This is a genomic window from Kosakonia sp. S57, assembly GCF_016516575.1.
Classification (GTDB): domain Bacteria; phylum Pseudomonadota; class Gammaproteobacteria; order Enterobacterales; family Enterobacteriaceae; genus Kosakonia; species Kosakonia cowanii.
In genome coordinates this window covers 78932-99585 of record NZ_JACVUL010000011.1, presented here as the reverse complement: position 1 = coordinate 99585, position 20654 = coordinate 78932, and the positions used below count along the sequence as shown (strand labels likewise).

Below are 20654 nucleotides of genomic sequence, written 5' to 3'. Positions count from 1 at the left end.
ATTATCTTCGATACAGAATATATTTTAATAGATATATCTGAAATTAAGCGCCGCTTACTTTTGTGCATAAATGGATTAATAGAAAGTGAATTAATTACGCGACAAATGTAAAGAGATTTACAATGTATAATATATTAGAAAAAGCTAATTAATATTATCCCTGGTCTCTCTTCATATTTATTTACGTCTGAAATAATTGCTTTTCTATATAACGATCCTGCTTAAGCAGTTGGTTATAAAACAGGCAAATGGTTGAAAGTAAAAACGTTGCGGATATGGACTGGCATGTCACGGTGAAAGTTTGCTATACTTCTTTTCACACTTTTGGGGCTGATTCTGGATTCGACGGGATTCGCGAAACCCAAGGTGCATGCCGAGGGGCGGTTGGCCTCGTAAAAAGCCGCAAAAAAATAGTCGCAAACGACGAAAACTACGCTTTAGCAGCTTAATAACCTGCTTAGAGCCCTCTCTCCCTAGCCTCCGCTCTTAGGACGGGGATCAAGAGAGGTCAAACCCAAAAGAGATCGCGCGGATGCCCTGCCTGGGGTTGAAGTGCTAAAACTAATCAGGCTAGTCTGTCAGTGGCGTGTCCTTCCGCAGCTGGCCGGCGAATGTAAAGACGGACTAAGCATGTAGTACCGAGGATGTAGGAATTTCGGACGCGGGTTCAACTCCCGCCAGCTCCACCAAATATACATGGACAGTGGCAGGACAGAGTCTTAAAAAACAGTAAGTTAGCCGCTTATCCCGGACGGTGACCGGACACCAAAGGGACAAAAAAGGATACGCAAAGGAGCCGCGGCTCCCAAGTGACAAAAAAGCCCGCAAATGCGGGCTTTTCTGCTTTTTAATGCTGCTAACAATTTTAAGAAATTGCCGCTTCTACCTCTTAACTCAAGATACATTCCAAATCTCACTTAACCATCCCAACCGCAAATCTCTAACCGCACTTTTTTAATTTCCTACAAAGGATGCGCCGCAATCACACCAAAAACACTATATCGTTGATAATTTTAAGATTTTTATAAAAATAACTACTTAAACTTTAGTTTCATAAATAGGTAAGAAGTATTGGTTTTATATATGAGTGAAATTGAGATAAATGCTACATGGAAGTTCATACAAAGTAGCTATACTGCTTCATACAAGTTTGCTCAAACAGATTCAAAAATTTCATCGTAAAGTTTCTGTTCAAGTTGCCGATGTTACGAGTATAAAGTAGTTCGATTGGACGGTACTTCTTGGAATTGTTGGTCAGAACCACATTTTAGCGATTAGTGCCTCATTGTTCATTATACGTGATAGCACTACTTGAAAATGGTGTTGATCGGTACAATTTAAGGAGTATACTTAATGACCCAAAATGTTCCTGATGCAGATAAGCATCAAAGTTATTTGAAGTTAGTTGCCGTCAGAAAACAAGAGTTAGGTGCTACTCCTGAAGAAAGTGATCTTAACAGTGTCAAAATTGCTGTTATCAGCTTGATAGCATTTGTTATCAGAAGCTTTGATGAACATGGTATGGACATGTTAAGCAAAATCGTTGATCCCTCCTTGGAAGAACTTGAAGAGATCATCGCTGAGTTGCAGGTTGAAGCCCAACAGCATGACGACATTAACTTGAAACAAGCTTTGCTGCTTTCTGAAATGTTAATTAATGATATCCGACAGAAGAATCCGGAGCTTTGTGCGCAGAGCTCTACCATGTTGAGCCGACTCAACATCTTCTGATCGACCACCCCCAACCGGAGGATCTCATGGATAAAAAAACAAGCATGACCAAAATGCTTAAACTTGCCAACCGCCTAAATGAAATCGTTGCAGAAATGCAGGCTCGCAAAGACGCACTGCTGGCAGAGCAGAATCGTAAAGCAGCTTAATACAGCAAAACCCGGCTCCTAGCCGGGTTTTTGTTATCCATGGTTTAGTATACCTTCATACAGGGTTGAGCTTTTCAACACTGCTTAAGAAAAACCAGCCTCTTACGGCTGGTTTTTTTATACCTGAAATTTGTCGAAGGTAAACGAAGGTAAAACCCCTGTCCTGATTCACCTCCTTTCAGCAGCGATTTCACCTGCTAAAACACCCGCGGCACATCCGTCAGTCGGGTAGTCCAGCGGGGCGACAGCATCTCCCTTTTCATCTGCCATTTCTTTTCAATCCCCTGCCCCGCAAAAAACAGCGTGCCCCGACCGTTCCGTTCATTCACTGAGTCCAGGATATCCATCAGCGCCGCGGCGTTTGCCCGTGGTGCGGAGTCGTCAAAGAGGTTCAGCTGCGCCACACCCTGGCTAAAAAAGTCTCCCAGAAGGATCCCGCCTTTCTGGTACCGGTGACCATCTTTCCAGACCGCATCGAGGCAGCGCACAGCAGCGGCCACAATATCGCGTGTGTCCTGCGTTGGGGTTAACAGCTTTGTTCCGGCATGCTTGCCGTAATAGGGTTCATCTAGCGCAAAAGGCGAGGTTTTAACGAAGGCAGATACATACCGACAGAACTGATGTTCTCCGCGCAGCTTCTCTGCCGCGCGCGTGGCATAACTCACAATCGCCTGCCGCATTTCCGTATAGTCGGTGACGCGCTGCCCAAAAGACCGGCTGCAACAGATCTCCTGCTTCGCCGGCTGAAACTCGTCGAACGCCAGGCAAGATTCGCCGCGCAACTCGCGCACCGTTCTCTCTATCACCACGCTGAAGTGTTTGCGGATGAAGCGTATATCGGCATCTGCCAGCTGCAGCGCCGTTTTTATTCCCATGGTCGCCAGCTTCTTGCTGATCCGCGATCCGATTCCCCATACCTCATTACAGGGCAGCAGTGCCATCAGCTTCCGCTGGCGGGTAACGTTTGATAAATCCACCACGCCGCCAGTTGCCTTCCATGTCTTCGCGGCGTGGTTCGCCAGTTTGGCCAGCGTCTTTGTAGGGGCGATGCCAACGCCCACATGTAACAACGTGCGCTGGTAAACCGTCCGCTTAATCTCACGCCCGAAGTCCGTCAGATCGCGACAGTTACGCACGCCGGTCAGATCGCAGAAAGCCTCGTCGATACTGTAAACAAATACCCTGGGGCACATCTCCTCGAGCGTCGACATAAGCCGGTGGCTCATATCCCCGTACAATTCATAATTTGAGCTGAAGCAGACAACGCCGTGGTGCCGGAAAAGATCGGTATTCTTGAAAATGGGATCACCGGTTTTGATGCCCAGCTTTTTGGCAAGCGCTGACCGGGCGATCACGCAGCCGTCATTGTTCGACGCTACAACAACAGGCACGAGGTCCAGCTCTGGCCGGAACGCCTGTTCGCACGACGCATAAAATGAGTTGGCATCGACGAGGGCGAACATCTTACATCACCGGGTGATCGTCGAATGCCGCGGGGCGAATGATGTGGGTAACCACGCCAAGCATTTCCACGTCATCCAGGGCGTCGCCCTCAATCGCCTCCCCGTCTTCCGTGATCAATGCCGCTCCGCATAACCGCGCGACCTGCCGGCGGCCCATGAAAGCTATCAGCAGCATACAGCCAGCGTCGGCTTCTGAACGCTGCTCCACAGCCAGAACGTCCGAGCCGATTTCTATGTACTGCGCCGCCGGATTCAGTCCGCTGATGGAAAAAAGAGGATGTGTCATAGTAGCCTCGCTTAATTACTGTTTAAATATACAGTATTCATAAGCGAGAGCGTTATCAAGGCGAAGCGGCAAGAAGATTTGTCAACGGCCTGAACTGCCGGGAATTTTTCTTAAGTTAAACTGCTATTGGTCTAAAATTAATACAGCCCCGTAGCCTGCACCAGACAGGCGCGGAATGTAACTGCCCCGTCGCCGGGGCTTTTTTATTGCTCCTGCGAACCTGCATTGCGTTGATTCCAGATACTGGTTTCCGGCATATCGAGACGGATATCGATCCAGCTGGTAGGCGGAACATCGATAGGCGCCCCTTTAGCTACCTCGATTTCACCGTCGTCGGTCATCACGTAACGGCGCTTATAGAGTCGAATGATTAACGAGCCGTCCTCCCCCTGCTCTGCTTCAACGATTCCCATATCGCCAGAACCTTGCGGATCACGTGGCGGTGACATTTGCCAGCCAGACTTAGCCAGACCGTCAGAACCCTTAAGCAGATAAACACCGGTAGACGGTCTTTCTACTGTCACCCCTTCGGCTTCTGCGTTAGCCACCCCTGCACCGCACCACTTAAAATCAAGCTCATCAATATCTGGCCGGGTACAGTATTCTTTGCTTTTGACAATACGTACAATCGGCGAAGCAGCCCGAATTGTCCCGTCAGTTGCTCTCGTGGTGTTACCTGTGCTGTAAAATTCCACCCGCGCGCCAAACCCGGCCTGAGTGTTAACGCTTTGCCCAAACAGCCTGGCTGTTCCTCCAATGGATGCGAGAAGATGGAAACCATAGTTGGCGCTCAGGGCAAAGTTGAGCCCTACGCCTCCTGTGCCGGGTACAGGGTTATTACCACCCGCAGAGGGGATCTGGATAAACCGGTTAACCGGGTAAAGCCCTGAATTTGTTGGCGCTGATGAAAGGTCAGTTCCGAGTGAAAAAGCGCCGACCTCCATCACCTCACCCGGATTTGTTCCGGTGTTTTTCGTTGAGGCGCTACCAAGCCCGAGACTGCCGCGGGCATCTGATGCCGTTTTAGCCCCTGTGCCGCCCTGCGTGATACTAAGCGCTGTGGTCAGCCCGCCAAGAGAGGTGATATCTGAGTTGGCCCCGGATGAGGCGGCTGACAAAGACAGGCGTGCATCCGCTTTCGTCTTTGCTCCGGTACCGCCCTGCTCAATACTCAGCGCTGTAGTCATCCCGCTGAGCGAGGTGATGTCGTTGTTAGCGCCCTTCTTCGCCAGCGCTTTCTGGCCGGGTACGGTGACCGGCTGCCCGTTGATGGTGATTGTCACGTCGCCGGCCCCGTTCATCACGTCAGCAAAGCCACCCATGTAGCGCTGGTACATCGTGAAAGTTTCAGCGATATCCTGTGCCAGACCGTCAACAGAAAGGCTGTCGCTCAGCAGAATGGCAAATTTAGTACCCTCCGGAACGGCCGGGCTGGCAGCCGGGGTTACGGTGAGACTGGTAGCGCCATCGATGGCGGTGATCTGGAACGCCTGCGCCGGGCTGGTCAGTGCCAGCACCGTGCAGCCGTTACGGATAAGAGAGCCTGCTGCGGTGAAATTTGTTCCGGTGCCTGTCAGCGTATTGCCGCTGACCGCGATAGAGCCAGTTGTGTAAATCATGTTTTCTCCGGGCATGGCGCCAGAATACGGCGCGCGTATAAACGATCGATAAAGTCGATCAATCAGGAAATATTGATCTGTTTAATCTATTTAGCGCCTGACCAGGCGGCCAATAGAATGGATTGACATCCATACTGTTCAGGGAATAAAGATGAAAATGATTAACGCTGCAGCGGTTGTGCTGGTTTCGTTAATGGCATCAGGCTGCGCAAGCAACACGCCGCCGCTGTGCTATAACGGGGCGGTGGTGATGAAAAGCCGGGTGGCGGTACCGGTATTCGGCATAAGAAAACCGGTCAGCACCACCGAATATCTCTCCGGCGGCAGCTTTGGTTATCAGTGGGTTGAACGGAGTGCGTTTACGGATACATCGTCCTGCGACAGGCTGCCGCTGACGGAGTGATAACATCAGGCCAGGCCTAGTGCATATTTGTAGTACTGGTCATAGAACTGCGTTTCGATATACCCCACACCGCCACATGCCCACCCCCGCATTCGCCTGCCCTCGTCGGGACTGCTGATAAAGGTGCTCTGGAATACTTTTCCCACCTGCACCTTATACCGGGTCCCGTCATTTCCCGCTGATGCACACATAAAGTTGCTGTACCCCGTCGGATAAGCAGGGTCCTGTGGCACGAAGATGTGCGCCGTGACGCTGGACGATACCGCCAGCGGCGTGTCGCGGGTGATATCCCCGTTCGTCAGCGGAATAACCTGAAGAGGAAGGCAGTTGCTGTGCCAGACCATCTGCCCGTCGCGGTAAAGATAGAAACCGTAATCCGGAATATTCGCGAGAATATTCGAAAACACATACACCCGGCACCCTGTCTGATTGCTGCCGTCCGTGGGAAACTGCAGCGCGTGATACCCGTTGGCCGTGGCGGGCTTCCACCAGCTGATGTCCATTGCCGCCCCGGTGTGCCGGTGAAAACACATGACCGGGTTACCCGCCGGAACCTGCGTCTGCACCGTTCGCGCGCCGGCAGGCACATCGATGATTTCCCGCAGGCAAAACGGGACATAATTAGGTGCCAGTTTGACCGTCCTCACCCCGTTCAGGTACTGAAAGAGCTGAAAGCCAAAGTAGTCGCTCTGTGTGCCCGCCACCGGGCTGCCGTACACAATCAGGGTGACGGCGTTATTGACGTTCCATGATACCGTCAGGCCGCTGACACTGACGCTGTAGGTTGCCCCGGTAAACTGCCCTCCCATAAAGTCATTCACGATGGCATACGTCAGTTCCACCCCGGCAAGGGAGTAGGTCTTACTCCCGGCACCTGTGATGGTAATGACATCCAGAACATAACTGGCCGCCATGGCGTTGATGGCGTCAAAGCTGGTACCTGCTATAAACATCTGCATTATAAGCGTTGCCCCATAACAGCTGCCGGCCGGTTTTGTGCGTCAAAAGAGATGATGCGGTTGTTCGTTATCTGCATCCTTCCCTGGCCCGATACCGCGCCGTTGACCTCAAACGTCCCGTCCGCCTTCATGATGGTCCCGGTCTGCCCGGCCACATAGTTGGCGGAATACCACGATCCCACTTTGGCGAGGGTGATCGACGCATAATTGATAAAGGCTTCGCTGATGAAGGTCTGCCCGTTCTGCACCACGAACGGCAGGCTTACCGTTCCGCCTGCCTGCGACATCACGGCAAACCGGTCAGCCAGAAAGAGCACCTGCGACTGCATGCCCGCCGGCGAATTCTGCACACCGATCCCCATCCCTGCAGCATACTGGCGGCCATTGGCATCCACACCCACCTTGATGCTGTACATCGCATTCAGGTTATTGTTGATGTCGGCCGAAACCTGAGCATTCTGGACGATTGCTGCCTGCTGACCGTTTACCGTCACTGACAGGGAGTTGAGTCTGGTCGCGGAGACCTGCGAAAAATCAGCCATCGTTTTCGCAAAATCAGTGACATTTGCCGTGCCGCCGCCCGCACTGGCATCCAGCACCCTGAGCGACTCGGCAACAGCCTGGCTGGCATCCGCCATCACGTTATCAGCGCGCTGGATACCTGCGGCGTTAGCGCCGTACTGCACGCTCATTCGGGTGGACTGACTGACCTGCGCCAGCGTGCTGGTGATAAGCGCGATCGAGTTGCTCTGTATTCCCCCTCTGATATCGCTGCCATCAATGCCCGCTATTTCTGCCGATATCTCGTCAAAGCGCGAGGCGGTCGAGGAGTCGAGATCCGTCACGGTCTGCGTCAGCTCTGTGACACTGGCCTTGTTCTCTTCCGTCTGCGCGGTAAGCTGATCGACAGCTGTCGCCCGTGCCTCGGTTTCGTTTGCCAGCGCCTGGCGCACTTCGGTGATGCCAGCGGCATTCTGATCTGTCTTTGCTTCCAGGCGGATCACATCGGTAACGCGCGCTTCGGTTTCAGTAGCCATCACCTCGCGCAGCTGCTCGAATTTTGCGGAGTTAGCGCCCTGCTGGGCTGACTGGCGCACCACCACATCCGCAATCGCCAGAGCATTGCCGATAATGGCTTCTGCCGTCTGGCGGTTTGCGCCTGCAGCTGCAGCCAGGCCGTCGGCGTTCTGCTTCACTGCCTCAGCCAGATCAGCGACCGCCTGGCTGCTCTCCACGGCGTTCTCGATCAGGTCTTTGAACAGTTCGGTGTCCTTGATCTGCGCGAGCACCGCCTCTGTAATGTCTGTCACATCGGTACTGGACTGCCCGCGTACCCAGCCGGTATAACCGGATTCGTTACCGGTCCGGTCCACCAGCTGCGCGCGGTACCAGAAAACCTGCCCGGCCTTCAGGCCCATCTGCTGATATTTGCGCAGCGGGTAAGGCACGTCGGCCAGCAGCATGGCATCCTCGTCGGTTCCGGTCAGGCTGTACTGGATCTCCGTTTTCAGCGTGTCATCCGTGTTTGCCGGGAATCCCCAGTTCAGCTCGACGCCAAACACGACCGTTTCCGAGGCGGTGAAGCCGAGCGGTTTCGGCGGATTACCCACTTTCCCGGTGAGTGACACTTCGGCAGAGGTCGCCCATATGGACGAGACATCGCTGGCGTTCACCGCCCGCACCCGCACCAGATAACGTCCGGCGTAGATACCCGGCACCTCGAAACCAAGAGAGGAGGTGCGGGGCACGCTCACCCAGTTGCCGCTGTCGCGGCGCCACTCGGCTTCGTAGGCGATTGCACCCTTAACAGCATCCCAGGCAACACGCATGGTGGTGATCGCAATGTTCTGGCTGACCGTCGAATAGCTGTCGATGACGATGTTTTCCGGTGGCGCCTGCACGCCGGGCGGAATAACGCTGACCGGCCTTTCATCGAGCCGCGCGCCGGTATCGACCGCGGCATAAATATCCGGGCTGTACGTCGCGCCGGTCACCTCGAAAGTGCCGTCGTCATTGTCACGGGTGCCGGTTACGCGGAAGAGCGCAATAAACAGATCGTCAGCATCCACACCCCAGCAGCACTCCACCTCAGGCGTTTCACTGTAGGCAGTGGTGACGGTGACGATATTGCCGTTGACCGCCTGCACGGTCCGTGCCTGCGCCACACCTGAGGGCAGGTTAAGAAAGAGCCGGTTGCCGGCGCTGACATCCGCGGCACGGTCAAGCGTGATATTACGACCACTCACCGCGCTTACCCTGCCGCCAATCACCCTGCCTGCCAGTTCGTTCGCGGCCACGCCGATCACCTCGCCGACAGGGGGAACATCCATACCCGTGCTGAACGTCACCACCTCACCGATACCGTTCGTGAGCAGCGCCCAGCGCCCGCGCCGGTTAGCCTCTGACTGCCGGGTGCAGCCGATGGCCGTCATTTCGAGCTGGCTGTAATCGAAGCGCATCGCCAGATCGTTGTCATAAACCACTTCGGGCGTGTCTTTGTAGTGATTCGCCGGATCGGACCAGTTGACCAGCGCGGCGGTGTTGCGCGTGGTTTCGCTCGGATCGGCGAAGGTAAACTTACCGTCGACCACACTGGCATGGTTATAGATGTGCCAGATATCGCGGGGCATATCAGCCAGCACATACAGCTTGTTGTCGCCCCAGTAGGTCATGCCACGGAATATGCCGGCCAGGTCGCGCAGCACCGTCCAGGCGTCATTGCGCTCCTGAATGTAGACGTTGCAGCGAAAGCGCGGCTCCATACCGCTGCCACCTTTGCCATCCGGTACCGGCTGATCGCAGTACTGCGCGATGCGGTACAACTCCCATTTATCAATCTGGGTCGCATCAATCCTCTGACCAAGCCCGAACCGCTCATTCAGCACGATGTCGTAATAAATCCACGCCGGGTTATCGGTCCACGCCCATTTAAACGCGCCTTCCCAGGTGCCCGAGTAGGTTCGCGTTTCCGGATCGTAGGTATCAGGCACGCGAATAATACGCCCCTTCGGATTGCACACGACCTGCGGGATGCCGTTCGGGAACTGCTTCGCATCAAATTCAATGTAGAGCAACGCCGTGTTGGGGTAACGCAGCTTCGCATCGATGATCTCGGTGACCGCCTCAACGCGCATACTGTCCACAACATTCACCGTCGTTGAATCCGGCGTTATCCGGCGCACGCGAATCTGCCAGCCGGTGGTGGCTTTTGGCAGGTCGATACGGTGACTGCGCTCATAGAGGGTGGTGGTCTTGTCATCGACAGCACCGTCGATCACCGTTACATATGCGCCGCCATCCACAGACAGGTCGATCGCATACTCAACGCGCGTACCCACTTTATCGCCGTTATCTTTCTGGTTCAGCAGCGAGGGCCAGCCCAGGCGGATGCGCAGGGCTGAAAGCTGGGTATTGGAGACAGAGCGGACATACGGCACGGCAGCCTTGAGTTCGTAGGCAACCTGCAGCTCATTCTCAACGCCCGGAAAGCCCTGAATATAGCTCTGGTCCTGAGTGCCGGAGCGGAACTCATATTTTACGTTGTTGAAGTTAAAACTGCCGTCGGCATTCTGCAGCGGGGTATACGATGACGCATCGCCAAGATAAATGCTGCGCCCGTCCAGGCCGCCGGCGAACTCCCCCTCGCCGAGCGCGACGAGGATTTTCGCTCTGGCTATCGACTGAATACTGTCCGGGGCTTCCACCGGGGTGCGGGTCTTTGTGCCACCGCCCTTACGCCCTTTGATAATTGTCGTGGTCATATTGCGCCCATAAAAAAAACCGCCCGCAGGCGGCTTTAAGTAATCACGTACCGGCTTACTGCTGATCTTCCGCGTAAATGCCGGCTGAAATGATGGCTCCCCCGATCTCACGCTGGCCGTAGAGAAGCGGTACCGGGTTGCCGCTGGCGGTGGTGTTGACCGGGCCACCGAACGCATAGGAGGGCTTGTTATCCGGATCCTGACGCATCCTCATCCCCGCCACCTGCGGCGACAGCAGCTGAACCACGCCCCCCAGCGCCATCGATGCGCCGACCAGCGCAACATTCAGCGCGACCCCTTTACCGATAAGCCCGGCTCCGGCAGGGCCAAGGGCGATACCCCCGGCAATCAGGGCAACCCCGAGCACCGCCTGGAAGATGCCGGCACGCTTGCTGCCGCGGATCACCGGAATGATGCGCAGCTCATCGCCGGGGCCGAGAAGCGAAAACTCTTCCTGGCTGATGTTGCGGCGATCGCGGAAGATGACGAAATCGAGCCCCCTGGCGCGCGCCTCGCGGAGATAATCCTCAAAGCCTTCAACCGTGCTGGACAACGCCCTGAAAACCTCGCTGGCAGAGGACAGTACCCGGCGGTGAGTGCGCCCGAAGCGCTGCGCCATCGATCCGCTCAGTTTGATAACAGTCCGTTTTTCCATCACATCAGGTCCTTGTACCGTAAAACTTTAATGGTCCGGTCACGGTAATAGCCGCCATACGGAATGCGCTGGCTGAGCTGCCCGTACAGGTGGTGCAGCAGCATGTTTCCCTCCAGCAGGACGCCGGCATGATTCGGCACGCTGGCCTGCACCTGCATAATGACCATATCGCCCGGCCGGGAGGGGCCGTCGAATTCCCTGAAACCGCATGCGTACCAGTTATCCATATAGAGGTTTTCGCCCTCCTCCCACCAGTGGCGATCGACGCTGTAGTCGGGCAGCGCGATACCGTGTTCAGTGCGGAAGTAATCCCGGATAAGAGACCAGCAGTCAGCATGCCCGAGAACAAACTGACGCCCTGTCAGCGGGCGATCGCCGCGCGGCATGATGGTGCGGATATCGCCTTCAGGCCATGAAGCGATCACCCACGGCACTTCGGTCGCGTCGCACATCAGCATGTCGAGCTCGCTCGGCTGCGTCGTGGCACCGTCGCCGGGGTGGCTGTGCACCACGGCAACCACCGTGCCCTGCTCTTCGGCTGCCGCGTAATCCTCCGGCGACAGTTCAAACTGCTCCTCCGGGGAGGCGGCCAGATTCCGGCAGGCGATATACTTCTCCACCCGCCCCTTCTGGATCACCACACCGCAGCATTCAGCCGGGAAGGTCTGCGCCGCATGCGCCAGAATCGCGCTGATTGTCTTGTCCCGCATATTACCCCCTCAGAAGTGACGCGCCTGGCATCCCGCCAAAATCGAGCTCGTTGTTGGCGCCGAACCGCGGCTTGCACCCGGTGGACAGCAGGCCTGAGCACACATCTTTCGAAGGATCGTCGACCGGGTTTCCGTCCTTATCAAACCAGCCATTCTGGCCGGCATAGGTACAGCCATTCCCGGTTTTGTACCAGCCGCGCATGCACCAGGTGCACATGGGCTGGATCTGACGCGTGGGGATGAGCTGTCCCCGCAGATCTGCCGGGCTGGACAGTTCAAATTCCACGGTTTCATCATCCGAACTGGATTTACGGTCGATGTAATAGACCTGTTTGCGCTCCTCATTCGGGTTAGCGGCAGGATTGCCGCCGGAGAAGTTGCGGGCATCAAGATAATGAGCGAAGGTCTCGTGGATAATCACTTTTGCCTTAGCCATCCCCTGAAAGCGGCGACAGAGCGCGCCTATCGTGCCGCTGATATTTGCCACGGTCAGTGTTGGTCGGGCGCTCTGCCCGTCGCTGCTGACGGACAGGCCGGTCAGTTCAAAGGGCCACGCACCGTACTCCAGCCCCTGCCACCAGACAGACTTCGGCGGAAGCTTTGACGCATCGCCGCCCGCAGCAATGATCTCGGCCTCTGTGTGAGGGAGGGTTTCGTTGTGAAACCGCAGAATGCCGGCGCCGAACGCTTCGCCGTCAACCTCTATAAGGCGGACACGGCTGCCCGGCTCCAGTTTCTGGACATCAGATGAAATGCTCATGGATGGTATGCCTGAATGAATGTGGTGCTGAGGGTGTAAAGATCTGCGCCGTGGGTGGCTATCTGGAGGGATTCAGACCGCCATAGCCCCGCAGGCTCCAGGGGCGGCTTCCAGATGAAGGACTTCCAGCCGGCGTGCCGGGTCAGAAAGGCCTTTATGGCCAGGACATACTCTTCATCGCCGGTAAAACTCACGCTCCATTGGGGTGTGACCGGGTTGATACCGTCCCCGGCCACCTGCGCATAGTTATCGCCAAACTGCGCCTTACGGGTGCGGAAGCTGGTATCTGCCTGCGCGGCCACCTTCGGGCACCAGGAGAAGGTCTCAATTGCCATATTACGCTCCTTTCAAAAGCCGCCACAATGGCGAGCCCGGCATGCTGGCCTGCTCATTAATCACCGTCACGATTGCATCCTTGAGTTGCCTGCCGGCAGATGCTGCAGCCCCCTGACCTGCCGTCGACTGCGCCCCGCCCTGAATGTTGATATCGCCGAACGACACGGACGGGCCGCCGCCGGAAAACTGCGGCATCCCTACTGCGCGCACAGCAAGATCACCATTAGGTGCCCGTGTGAGTGGCATAATCGCCTCCGGACCCGCCTCGCCAAATACCCCGGCCCCTTTCGCGAAGGCAAACAACTGGGGCGTCTGATAAATGCCGTTGCTGTAGGCGCTGAGAGACGGTGAGTCGTAGACGCCGCCGGCGGCATTGAAGGTGAAATTTGACGCGGCGCTCTGAATGGCCGTCCCGCTGCTGGCCGTTGCGGCGGATGAGGCACCAAAGCTGAAGAGTGAGCCGAGAGAACTCGCGGCATTCGCGACCATCATATTAACGAGAACGGTCTCGATAATTTTCAGGACGTTCATGCCCCAGTCTTTCCAGCTGTCGAGATTGCCGTTGAGCATGTCGGTAATGGTGGTCACCGCCCCGCCCATCGCCTGTTTCATCCCGTCTGCAGCCATTCCGGCGTAGTCCGTCGCCTCGTCCACCCAGTTCGCATAGCCCTCTGACATGCCTGTTAACCAGTCACCGCGCTGCGCATCGGAAGCGGTGTAATATCCCTCCTGGTCGCGCAGCCGCTCTTCCAGATAGCGTCTGTTGAGTGCCAGGCCCTGCTGGTAGAAGGTTTCGTCAATATCCCCGGCCTGCCGCTGCCGGAGCAGATCGGTATTCTTCTGCTCAAACTCCTTGCGGATATTGAACTGCTCCTGCATCCGCTCACGGAACCGGGTGCCCTGACCGTAACCGATGAGCTGTGCATCATTGGCCGCCCGGGCGCTGGCGTTGCTGTCGGCGAGATTCGCCTCGTAATTACGCAGCTGCTCGCGCAGTTTGACCTGATCGATTAAGGCTGCGTTGCGCATCAGTTCAGCCTTCTGCGCCTTGTCCAGGGTGGACAACTCTCCCTCAACCACCTGGTATTTTACCCTGGCGAGTTCGGTGCTCTGTCCCTGCAGGGCGATCTGCTCCTTCTGCTGCTTGATCATCCTTTTATAAGCATCAGCGGCCTTTTCTTCGTCCGTCTTTGGCCCTTTGGGCTGCTTTTTGTTGGCCTCGTTATTGCGCCACTCTTCAAGCCCGTTATTGATGTACTCAAGCCGGTTGGTCTGGAATTGCGGATCAGCCGTCAGACCGAGTTCATCAGCAGCATAGCCAAGCCGTGCGCGCTCTTTTGCCTCGCCTTTCAGGCGGGACAGGGCCAGCTCGCGTCGGCTTTTTTCGAGCGCCTCGGTCTGTTTTTGCGAGGCTTCAGCCTGAGGAACTCGCAGGGGTGCCAGGGTCATCCCCTGACGGGCCATCAGTAACTGATTGCCGAGTCCGAGCAACTGGTTAAATTTTTCATGCTGCCCGTTCATCATCAGCAGAGACTGGTAGGCAGAATTTTGATTAGCCGCTTCCTCTCTAATCAGCGAGACCCGACGGTACTGGAGCCCCTCGAGAGTTTGTTGAATGGAGGCTGCTTTCTCCTGCATCTGAGAAAGTCTTTCCTGTTCAACCGACAACTGCTCAGTTGCAGTCGACAGGTCATCAGTTACAGTCTTCAGAGAGGTAAGGTGGTTGATCATGAAACCACCTTTCGTAGTCGGGCCGGGGTTGTTGATTAGATACTGCGATCCGGCAATCTGCTCTTTCAGACTTTCAATTTTGCTTTTTTGCTCATCGATAAGCCTGTTCTGTTCATCAAGAGCTTTTTTGGCTTTTTCACTATTGTCGGAAGCTTCCGGCAAAGACATTTCCCTGGTCTTTTTGCTTATCTCATCTATCGTTCTGCCATATTCCTGAGCAGAACGGCGAGCCTGTTCCTGATTCTGATATGCCGCATACCATGCCCCTGCGCCAAGCATCACGAGCCCTGGAATGCCACCGATAATCCCCAGAGCACTACTCATGAGCCGCGATCCGACAGCGGTGACACTGTTTAAATTACTTTGGGTCGAGACACGGTTGGCCAGGTTCCTGTCACGCGCAGCCTCTGCCTGTGCCAGTCGTCGTTCAGCAACTGCCTGTACGTCCGCATTTTTAGCCGCTGCAAGACCAGCCTGAGCACGCTCAAGCGCTGCTCTGGCCCTGACTTTCTCAGTTGCTGTGCCTCCGGCAAGAGCCGTCGTGAGCCTGGCCTGTGCTGCTGTTACCTTTGCCTCTGCGGCTGCAATTTTTTCCTGTTGCGCGGCCTGAATATCAGCGCCCTTTGCTCTCTGCAAGGCTTGCTGTGCTCGATAGACGTCAGCTCTGGAAGCCGCCACAGCTGACTGGGCTGCCCTGTCCTGGGCTACAGCGAGGGCAACTTCTGATTTCGCAGCAGAGATCAAAGCACCTGTCGCACTCGTGGCGCTGGTAACTATTCCGCTGAGATACTTAGCCAGGCCAACACCCACCAGCGCACCTGCTACGGTAGTGATAACCGACATATTGTCGGCAACATCACTCAGAGCACCGCTGACGGCGGATGAAGTAAAGGAGTCCAGTGTCTGGGCTACACCATCAAGGCCACCGGACAGCGCATCCGTGGCACCCGTTGCAGCGTTAACTCCTCCGACCCACCCCATGAATGAGTTAGTGACTTTTTGCAATGAGCCTGAAACAGTTTGGGGCATCGTTGCAAACTCACCCTGTAACGCCCCAAGCTGGCTCATTAGTGCTGGCACAACTTTATCGATCGTGAGCTTGCCCTGGTCGGCCATACTTTTAAGATCTTTGCGCGCTACGCCCATGCCTGTGGCAAGGGCACGGATGACCCGATCACCGGATTCGTTGACCGCATTGAACTCTTCGCCACGCAATACGCCCTGAGCAAGTGCCTGGCTAAATTGCGTAATAACCGAACTTGATTCCTGTGTGCTCGCACCTGAAAGCTTGAGCCCGGTTGAAACGGCTTCAGTGATTTTGAGCACTTCTTCAGAGCTATATCCGTATTCGCGCATCGATGCAGCTGCGCGGGCAAAGAGGTTGGCATTATCAGAGAACGCTGTACCCGTGCGCTGACTGATTTCCATAAGCTGACGTTGTGAAGTCGCAAAATCATCAGCCGAAGCAGAAGCCTGTTGAAGACGAGCATTCACTGAGTTCCATTCGTCTGCAATCTGCACCAGCTTCCCTGTAGCAAAAGCCGCAGTTGCCGCAGCTGCGGCTTTACCTGCTGAGGCAAAACCATTAGTGAGATCAGATAACGCCCTTTCACTTTCTTTAGCCGCCGCCGCCGCCTGGCGGCCTCCCGCCTGCATTGTTCTGTAATAGTCGGAGCCCATGCGAGAGGCGCGGGTGATCTCACTCTGGAATGAGCTGGAGTCAGCAGAAATTTTTATAATAAGTTCGCGAAGCGTTGCCATTACCATTCTCCGGACGTAAAAAAACCGCCGGAGCGGTTTTTATTGGCAGAACAACTTATAATTTTCTTTTTCTTGGTGATCCTGTTCATTAATGATTTTCACAGGACCATTAGAATTTATTTTTCCATCTAAAACATCCACATATACATAAAATTGTTTTTTTCCTGTATAGCCACCATAAGAGTTTTTTGCATTTACATATCCACAAACATATCCATCACTTTCACCGGACTGTTTGAAGAAAGATTCGAATTTTGCGCTTTCCGGATCCTTTAAAGTACTTTTAACCAGACCTTCCCCAAGGTTGATATAATCTTTTTCAGACGGTTTGCATCCAGTTAAATAAATAAGAGACAAAAGAGTAACTATTGCGATCTTCATATTCATTCCCTTACTAATAAGTAAGTTAATGCTAAACAGAATAAGTTAATTTGTCACTTAGTTGCCTCTGTAAGCGCCTCCTCAAGCCCGGCAAACGGATCCTTATCTTGCTGCTCTTCTCCCCCCCACTGCAGAATGGCATCAGTTAACGGCACTTTTGCACCCTGCGAGCCATATACGGCAGAGACGATCTGCGCTGCCTGAATATCCGCGCGGATATCGCCGACAGGGCTTATCCTGTCGTATTCAATCCACATCAGCATTTCACTGGCCGTCATATTCTGCCTGAGTTCTGAAAGCGTGCGCCCCATGCGGAGCGCAAGCGACATCAGGAATTTAACGCCGGGGGTGGCGACTTTTCCCGGGCATCATCCCCGGATGCGATCAGATCGAGCGCCTGTTTAAGCAGACGGGAATGCACGGGGCCATAGATGGCACGCACTTCCGCTTCATCGTCCGGGGTAAAAACCTGTTGCTTGTCCTCGTCGCAGAGCACATCGAGAAAAAGCGCGACATCAGCGCGCAGGTTACGGTTCGCGCGCTCCGACACCGAAAGCTCTTCAGCCTTGATGTCAGTACCGGCGATCTCCTGCCAGCGCAGCCAGGCTTCGCCCGAAGGCTCGCGCAGAACGACACTCACGCCGCCCCATTCGGGCACAGTGACGGTTTTATGACGAAACCCGGAGTGTTTCGCAAGGGCAAGCTCTTTAATGGACATGATTTTCCTTACGAACCGGGTTCGATGTTTTCAGGTTTGCCTTTCAGGCGCAGGGAGAAGGTGGCCGCGACCACGCCGTTGGTACCGGATGACCAGGTGTGCTGACGCACTTCAGACAGGAAACGGAAGCCTTTACCGGACGGAAAGATCACCTGAAAGGCATACGTCGTGTCATTGTCATATGCGTCACGCAGTGCATCCTGTGCCGCATTTTTGAAGAAGTTACCGGACAGCGAAATCTCCGATGGAGCCGGCAAACCGTTGGTGTTCTCCTGTTCGGTCGAGCACAGGGTGGTGACGTCGATATCCTGTTTCTGGCCACCAGTGAACTGTACCTCTTTGATCGTGCAGCTCAGATCAAGATAGACGGCACTTGCCATCGTATCTTTCGTTGCCGGCAGCGAAGAAATCAGGATCTTCGTTAACTGCGATTTTTCGTAAAGTGCGGACATAGCTGTCTCCGGATATAAAAAAACCGCCTCGCGGCGGTATTGGGATTAACTGGGTAGGTTTTACTGAAGGACATGGACTTCTGCGGTTGCACGGCGCAGGCCTGTTTCGGGCTCGTAACCCCCGGTCTTGCTCATGCGGGTGAATCCCAGCGGCGTCAGCGCGGCGATCGCCTGTTCTCGCAGCGCCCGGGCCTCATCCACCGAGGACGCATAAACATCAACCTGCAGGGCTGTGTCTTCCTCTGCGGGGCCACAAAGCGTATCGCCATAGACCTGATCCACCAGCGTGAATGTGATCCATGGAGGCGCAACTGCCGGTTCACCCTGGCTGTTAAGCGGCACCACGCCGGGATAAACCTGCCCGTCGGCCAGCGCGCCGATCAGCGCATAAACGTCGGCTTCGGTCATTTTGAAAGCACCCTGTCGATCGCCGCATTGGCTTCGGCGAACGCGGCGTTTACCGCATCCTCCTCGCGCGCATCATAGGCCGGACGGACGAACGGCGCGGGCGGCATGGTCGAGGTACCCATTTCGATAAAGCGCCAGTAAAACGCATTACGCGGATCGCTGGCTTTCATCGTCTTGTCGCTGGCGCCGGTGCGCGGGTTGGTACCGCGGATATGAACGCCGGAAGCAATCGCCCCGTTGCGCTCACGCTGAGTGATGACGACGATATTTTTCTTCAGTTTCCCGCTTTTCACTGGCGCGCGGCTCACCGCCTCATCTTTAAGGATTGTCGCTCCGGCGCGCGTGGCATCGCGCATCACCTTCCGGTTTTCCGCTTTGCTGAGTGTCGCGAGATCTTCGGACAACCCCGCCAGACCGGAGAAATCAAGGTTAGTGCCGATCATGGTTTTACCCCCTGCTTACACAGAATTTCGAGCTGCGTACCTTTTGAATCAGCAACCGGCGGGCCGGTTACGTCGAGGTACTGCCCTTTATACGGACCGGTCAGCACCCTGAGCTTTGACGCTGCAGTAATGTCACTGCGAAAGCGCACCCAGACGCGGATAGTGGCTTCCGCAAGCTCCGCGCCGGCGGAAATAAGCTCCCGACCGCTGATCCCCTTTATCTCGGCAAAAATCTCACTACCGTCATGCCACGTTTGCTGTGGCTGCCCGGATGGTGTCCGGGTGGAAGTGAAGTTCATTATCCGGACGCGCTGATTAAGCCTTCCCGCCTGCATCTGGCCTCCTACACACCATAAATACGGTAAGGCTGCAGCAAAGCTTCGACAGCCAGCGGCAATTCTGCCGGCGCATTACCGCTTACCACCGCCTCCCGGTTGGCGTACCAGTGCCCGACAAGCAGCAGCATCGCCGTGCGCACATCGTCATTGAGAAGCAGACGATCTTCATCATCAGCAAAGCCCGGCTCATCATTGGTTTTGTAAAGCTTTCGCCGCGTCCAGGTTTCAACGTAGCGCGTCGCCGCTCCGGTGTAGATTTCAAGCAGGTTGTCGTCACCTGTAAAATCATCATCGATACGGCAATGGCTCCGGACTATGGACGGTTCAAGAAACGCCATGGTTTAGCCTCAGAAATAGCGGCCCGCAGGCCGCTGTGGTGTTTAGCTGCCGGCACCCGTCAGCGCACCGAACACGAACGCTTCCGGACGATATACCGCCAGCGCCACGCGCTCTTCGCAGCGAATGGAGATCATGTTCTTTTCGAAGTCGTCGGCGTTCTCGGTAGAGATCACAACGTTGGCATCTTCGCGATCGAACAACTGCGCGCCGGAGTTGAATGCGCCGGTCAGGAATTTACCCAGGAACTGAACAGCTTCGGTCGCAACCACCGGCAGGCCCCACAGTGTCGGCGTGGTGAGTTGCGCCGGATTCGCGAGGATATAGCGGCCCAGCTCGTCTTTGGTCAGCTCGATGCGTGCCCAGTCGGTAAAGTGCAGGACGTGGCCAGACGCCGGGAAGCGCGCCAGCTGCGCCTGTAGCATTGCCAGACGGAGCACATCGATACCGGACTGTTTTTCCACTGCAAACGCCGGGTTGAACGAAACCGCCTGCGGGATAATCCCCTTCAGGTGCGCGCCGGTACCGTCACCGAACAGAATCTCCTGCTCTTCGACGTACTTGAGGCCGTAACGCATCTCGGCGTCCACCGTTGACTGCAGCTGTGCAAAGTCATCCAGGATCTGCTTGGATGCCTTGAACATGTGGGCGATGGTACGCACCGGCGTCGTCTCTTCAGCGAACTGGATATCGCTGTAAGGCTTGGTGGTGTTTTCCGGCACAACCGCGGCGTTGTTGGTGAAGCCGGTCTGCTTCACGTAGTAGATGGTGTTCGACTGGGTGCGGCCGGGTGCGATCAAATCGCGGATGAAAAGACGCTGCTTAGGCGTCTGATCGATGCCAGGCAGGCGCGTTGGGGCGATAATTTGCCCCGGAACGTCAACAGTGGTGATTGCCGCCTGCACCGGCACGCTCAGGCGCTTGCCGCCTTCCATGCTGGAGCGGATATCCTTCATCACTTCCGCCGAAACCAGCTGCTGGCCAACCGACTGAATGACTTCTTTCGCCGCGTTGAGCGGCATGCTGGCAACGTGCTGCTCCAGCTCGCCAACTGATGCTTTCAGCGTTTTCAGGGATTCGTTGAGCACATTGTGCTCGAGCGAGATTTTATCTACTGATTCTTTGGTTTCAGCAGACAGCGTGCCTGAATTACGGGCTTCAGCGAGCGCTGCTTCCGCCTTTTTGCTGAAATCAGAGGACACCTCCTCCAGTTTGGCCGTTACCTTCTGCAGGAGTTCGTTTACTTGAGACATG

At 55.3% G+C, this 20654-nt stretch carries 21 protein-coding genes, 1 other RNA gene and 1 pseudogene; 4 read left to right on the top strand and 19 right to left on the bottom strand.

The window, feature by feature from the left end; genetic code table 11:
- Positions 1–326: 326 nt before the first annotated feature.
- The 3 genes from ssrA (at position 327) to IAE48_RS24245 (ending at position 1880) form a co-directional block, all read left to right on the top strand.
- Positions 327–689, top strand: a transfer-messenger RNA (tmRNA) gene (gene ssrA, locus IAE48_RS12800).
- A gap of 664 nt (positions 690–1353) precedes the next feature.
- A complete protein-coding gene (locus IAE48_RS12795) occupies positions 1354–1731 on the top strand; it encodes a hypothetical protein (RefSeq protein WP_200134628.1) in 378 nt (125 codons plus the stop codon).
- A 26-nt stretch (positions 1732–1757) separates the two neighbouring features.
- Positions 1758–1880, top strand: coding sequence for a hypothetical protein (locus IAE48_RS24245; RefSeq protein ID WP_255564471.1), 123 nt, complete (start codon positions 1758–1760; stop codon positions 1878–1880).
- Between the two features lie 197 nt (positions 1881–2077).
- On the opposite strand, the gene umuC is transcribed toward IAE48_RS24245, so the two are convergent.
- The 3 genes from umuC to IAE48_RS12780 form a co-directional block, all read right to left on the bottom strand.
- Positions 2078–3343: a translesion error-prone DNA polymerase V subunit UmuC gene (gene umuC / locus IAE48_RS12790; RefSeq protein WP_200134627.1), complete on the bottom strand. Its 1266-nt coding sequence runs from the start codon at positions 3341–3343 to the stop codon at positions 2078–2080.
- A 1-nt stretch (position 3344) separates the two neighbouring features.
- Positions 3345–3629 carry a hypothetical protein gene (locus IAE48_RS12785; protein WP_200134662.1) on the bottom strand — a complete coding sequence of 95 codons (285 nt, stop codon included), beginning with the start codon at positions 3627–3629 and terminating at the stop codon, positions 3345–3347.
- A gap of 203 nt (positions 3630–3832) precedes the next feature.
- Complete coding sequence (locus IAE48_RS12780; protein ID WP_200134626.1) at positions 3833–5248, bottom strand: phage tail protein; 1416 nt, start codon at positions 5246–5248, stop codon at positions 3833–3835.
- 151 nt (positions 5249–5399) lie between these two features.
- On the opposite strand from IAE48_RS12780, the gene IAE48_RS12775 reads away from it, so the two are divergent.
- Positions 5400–5651: a hypothetical protein gene (locus IAE48_RS12775; protein ID WP_200133725.1), complete on the top strand. Its 252-nt coding sequence runs from the start codon at positions 5400–5402 to the stop codon at positions 5649–5651.
- A gap of 5 nt (positions 5652–5656) precedes the next feature.
- Here the strand turns inward: IAE48_RS12775 and IAE48_RS12770 are convergent, their stop codons facing one another.
- The 16 genes and pseudogenes from IAE48_RS12770 to IAE48_RS12695 all read right to left on the bottom strand — a co-directional run bounded on the left by IAE48_RS12770 (position 5657) and on the right by IAE48_RS12695 (position 20653).
- A complete protein-coding gene (locus IAE48_RS12770) occupies positions 5657–6610 on the bottom strand; it encodes a hypothetical protein (RefSeq protein ID WP_200134625.1) in 954 nt (317 codons plus the stop codon).
- Positions 6610–10371, bottom strand: coding sequence for a phage tail protein (locus IAE48_RS12765; RefSeq protein ID WP_200134624.1), 3762 nt, complete (start codon positions 10369–10371; stop codon positions 6610–6612). Before IAE48_RS12765 ends, IAE48_RS12770 begins: the two co-directional genes overlap by 1 nt.
- Before the next feature lie 55 nt (positions 10372–10426).
- Entirely contained in the window at positions 10427–11026 is a 600-nt protein-coding gene (locus IAE48_RS12760; protein ID WP_200134623.1) for a tail assembly protein, read from the bottom strand.
- Entirely contained in the window at positions 11026–11736 is a 711-nt protein-coding gene (locus tag IAE48_RS12755; RefSeq protein WP_200134622.1) for a C40 family peptidase, read from the bottom strand. Before IAE48_RS12755 ends, IAE48_RS12760 begins: the two co-directional genes overlap by 1 nt.
- A 1-nt stretch (position 11737) precedes the next feature.
- Positions 11738–12496 (bottom strand): phage minor tail protein L, encoded by a 759-nt coding sequence (locus IAE48_RS12750; protein ID WP_200134621.1) that lies wholly within the window; start codon positions 12494–12496, stop codon positions 11738–11740.
- Positions 12493–12831 (bottom strand): phage tail protein, encoded by a 339-nt coding sequence (locus IAE48_RS12745; RefSeq protein WP_200134620.1) that lies wholly within the window; start codon positions 12829–12831, stop codon positions 12493–12495. Before IAE48_RS12745 ends, IAE48_RS12750 begins: the two co-directional genes overlap by 4 nt.
- Position 12832: 1 nt before the next feature.
- Positions 12833–16324, bottom strand: a complete 3492-nt coding sequence (locus IAE48_RS12740; RefSeq protein ID WP_200134619.1) for a phage tail tape measure protein — start codon at positions 16322–16324, stop codon at positions 12833–12835.
- Between the two features lie 39 nt (positions 16325–16363).
- A complete protein-coding gene (locus IAE48_RS12735; protein ID WP_200134618.1) occupies positions 16364–16705 on the bottom strand; it encodes a hypothetical protein in 342 nt (113 codons plus the stop codon).
- 53 nt (positions 16706–16758) lie between these two features.
- Positions 16759–17034: a DUF4035 domain-containing protein gene (locus tag IAE48_RS12730; RefSeq protein WP_200134617.1), complete on the bottom strand. Its 276-nt coding sequence runs from the start codon at positions 17032–17034 to the stop codon at positions 16759–16761.
- Entirely contained in the window at positions 17034–17423 is a 390-nt protein-coding gene (locus IAE48_RS12725; RefSeq protein ID WP_200134616.1) for a phage tail assembly chaperone, read from the bottom strand. The genes IAE48_RS12730 and IAE48_RS12725 overlap by 1 nt, the downstream gene beginning before the upstream one ends.
- 32 nt (positions 17424–17455) lie before the next feature.
- Positions 17456–17875: pseudogene (locus IAE48_RS12720) on the bottom strand (hypothetical protein); the annotation flags it as partial.
- Between the two features lie 60 nt (positions 17876–17935).
- Entirely contained in the window at positions 17936–18283 is a 348-nt protein-coding gene (locus IAE48_RS12715) for a DUF3168 domain-containing protein (RefSeq protein WP_200134614.1), read from the bottom strand.
- Positions 18280–18726, bottom strand: coding sequence for an HK97-gp10 family putative phage morphogenesis protein (locus IAE48_RS12710; RefSeq protein ID WP_200134613.1), 447 nt, complete (start codon positions 18724–18726; stop codon positions 18280–18282). Before IAE48_RS12710 ends, IAE48_RS12715 begins: the two co-directional genes overlap by 4 nt.
- On the bottom strand, positions 18723–19061 hold the full coding sequence (locus IAE48_RS12705; protein ID WP_200134612.1) for a phage head closure protein: 339 nt from the start codon (positions 19059–19061) through the stop codon (positions 18723–18725). Before IAE48_RS12705 ends, IAE48_RS12710 begins: the two co-directional genes overlap by 4 nt.
- Positions 19062–19069: 8 nt before the next feature.
- Positions 19070–19402 carry a head-tail connector protein gene (locus IAE48_RS12700; RefSeq protein WP_200134611.1) on the bottom strand — a complete coding sequence of 111 codons (333 nt, stop codon included), beginning with the start codon at positions 19400–19402 and terminating at the stop codon, positions 19070–19072.
- Between the two features lie 42 nt (positions 19403–19444).
- Complete coding sequence (locus IAE48_RS12695) at positions 19445–20653, bottom strand: phage major capsid protein (protein ID WP_200134610.1); 1209 nt, start codon at positions 20651–20653, stop codon at positions 19445–19447.
- Between the last annotated feature and the right edge of the window lies 1 nt (position 20654).